At 35.1% G+C, this 2,343-nt stretch carries 4 protein-coding genes; all 4 read right to left on the bottom strand.

Annotated features, from left to right (window positions below):
• Positions 1 to 165 precede the first annotated feature (165 nt).
• On the bottom strand, positions 166 to 507 hold the full coding sequence (locus ACI3VO_RS15240) for a hypothetical protein (protein ID WP_439758738.1): 342 nt from the start codon (positions 505 to 507) through the stop codon (positions 166 to 168).
• A gap of 2 nt (positions 508 to 509) precedes the next feature.
• Positions 510 to 1,331, bottom strand: coding sequence for a hypothetical protein (locus ACI3VO_RS15235; RefSeq protein WP_439758737.1), 822 nt, complete (start codon positions 1,329 to 1,331; stop codon positions 510 to 512).
• A gap of 264 nt (positions 1,332 to 1,595) precedes the next feature.
• On the bottom strand, positions 1,596 to 1,844 hold the full coding sequence (locus ACI3VO_RS15230; protein ID WP_439758736.1) for a hypothetical protein: 249 nt from the start codon (positions 1,842 to 1,844) through the stop codon (positions 1,596 to 1,598).
• Positions 1,841 to 2,343: hypothetical protein (locus ACI3VO_RS15225; protein ID WP_439758735.1), on the bottom strand; the 503-nt coding region annotated here is incomplete at its 5' end. The genes ACI3VO_RS15230 and ACI3VO_RS15225, both read right to left, overlap by 4 nt.

Genomic DNA, 2,343 nt, shown 5'->3' with positions numbered 1-2,343 from the left:
AATTACAGAAATAATAATTTGCAAAATTATCTTAAACTCTAAATTCTATCTCTTCTCATCCTTTTGTAGAGCAAATATACTACTTATTAGTTACTGCCCAAAAAGAATTGGAATAAATTAATTTGTTAATTAGTGTTAAAACACGCACAAATTTTTATCTTCTTCTCAGAAAGGAGTTCTAGCGGACATGATTTCCTTAATCTTCGCAGGAATATTTTTATCATCAATACCAAAGGTAGGAAATTGATTACATCCATAAGCAAAGTCGGAACATACTACAGCGAGCCCTTTTGCCAGGTCCTCTGGTAAATCATTTCCTAGAATCTTTCTTATAATTTGATAGTGAGTTGTGTCTGGCTTCTTATTCTTTATCTTATCAGTTAGATAACATATTAAAGAGATAAGAGCAAACTTGGTATTAATATCTGGATTTAAATACCCCAGAGAAAAATACTTACTATAAAGCCTCTGCATATCAGCATATGGAGGAGTATCGATAATATCCATAGTTATTCAAACCTATACCCTTTGCTGTAATAGTAAGCAACAAGTCGTAACAACATCTTAAACTCATTCCATCCTTTTCTAAAATCTGCTCTAGATAGTCTATACACTTTAGTATAGTACTTAGGAATAGTAGATACTACTAGACAGTTAGATAGGACTCTGCAAGAATCCATGTTATAGAACTTCTTTGCTACTAATGTTATTAACCAGCTGTAAAGTGCTAGTTCTCTATGGTAATGAAATCTTTCAAAATTACCAGAGAACTCGGAAACGATCTTTCCTATAGTCTTTACATCATTTACAGTAACAGTATTAGTTTCTGAATCTATGGTATAATTATCCAACTTGGCTTTTATCCTCAGCGTAAACTCGTCATAATCAGGAACTTTTACCCTAACGTCCAAGAGAATAGCTTGCTCATTTTCAGAAATAGGATCCACTAATAAACCCTCTGGATGAAGGAGCTTCTGAATAGTACTATTTTCCTTTAGAGCTCTAACACACTCCTGTACTCTATCAATGCTCTTCGCATCAAGATAAATAGGAGTAATATCTTTAGTTGTACTATCTTCATATCTCTTCCTACATTCCCAGTAAGGAGTACAAGTGGAAATTACTGCATTTATTCTATCGGCATTCATCTTATCTTTGTAATAACCGATTTTATCAGAAGCTTTAATAACTATATCATCACATAGACTTCCATCTAAGTAAGACTGATATAGTTCGTCGGCCATAAATCCCATCTTAGCAGTAGGTCTATCTACAGACAAAGCTAGCTCAAACAGCTCAGGCTGAAGAACTAGCTCATGTACGGCACTCATACCACTACTAATTTCTTAGCTTAATACTTCCTTGTCAACCTATCCTTACAGGTGCCTGCCTTTTTTTTGGCAGCCAATCTATTCGTATTAATTTGTGGTCTGGACTATGTCTTCAACCTTATTAAGGTTGCACCTGTATCTAGTCTCTTGGGCTGAATCTAACTTTATAGTTTCACAACTAAAGTTAGCCTATGCCTCCTCAAGTTGCCATATTGGTTTCCCAACTTAGGTTTCGAGGATATTCAGGTGTAATAATAAGAGTAATTACTTACTCAGACGGCAGTATCTACCAAATATCAAAGCATCACTATACTTGTTGTGCTTACCAAGTCCTTCGAAGAAAGCGTTAGGATCATTGTCCTGATTTGGATTTATTAAAGATAGTCTTGAATTGCTTATGTAGCCATCAAACTTATTACTGAAGTATTCAGCATCGCTAATCTTTTGAAGTCTTAGAGTATCCATTAAAGGAGTTACCTCTATACTGTTTAGATAGTTACTGTCTAGTGTCATTGTATAAGTTCTCTGAAATAAGGAAACATTGTCTCCCTGAAAAGGTAGTAGCATTCTTCTACTTCATCCTTATCTAGGGAATAGATCCTTCCAATAGGGCCCCATTCTCTATTAGAGGGATTATCCATGAGTAAACATGGTATTCCACTCAAATTGCAGTCTATAAAGACTTTAAGAGAATCATCAATGTGTAGATTGCATCCTCCCATCTTTATCCTTGGGACTTTACTGATACAATGACTATACAATTGATAGACTGGAGCTTTAGGCATACAGGATTCCTCTAGATATGCCTTAATCCACGATTTAGGAATACATCTTGCAGTTGTATACTGATGTACTCTAAACGTAGGCCTATTTATTACAGGTAGAGACAGCCAGAAATCTTTATCTCTGGATAATATCCCTACTACATTCTTAGTTATTTCAGAGTCCTTTTTAGGGACTCCGAATCTTCGTATATACGGACTGTAGAAATCGCATATACACCCGTCAATAT

Origin of the sequence: Intestinibacter sp. (genome assembly GCF_051866655.1) — a bacterium.
In the GTDB taxonomy this organism is placed as follows: Bacteria; Bacillota; Clostridia; order Peptostreptococcales; family Peptostreptococcaceae; genus Intestinibacter.
This window is presented reverse-complemented; position numbering and strand designations above follow the sequence as displayed.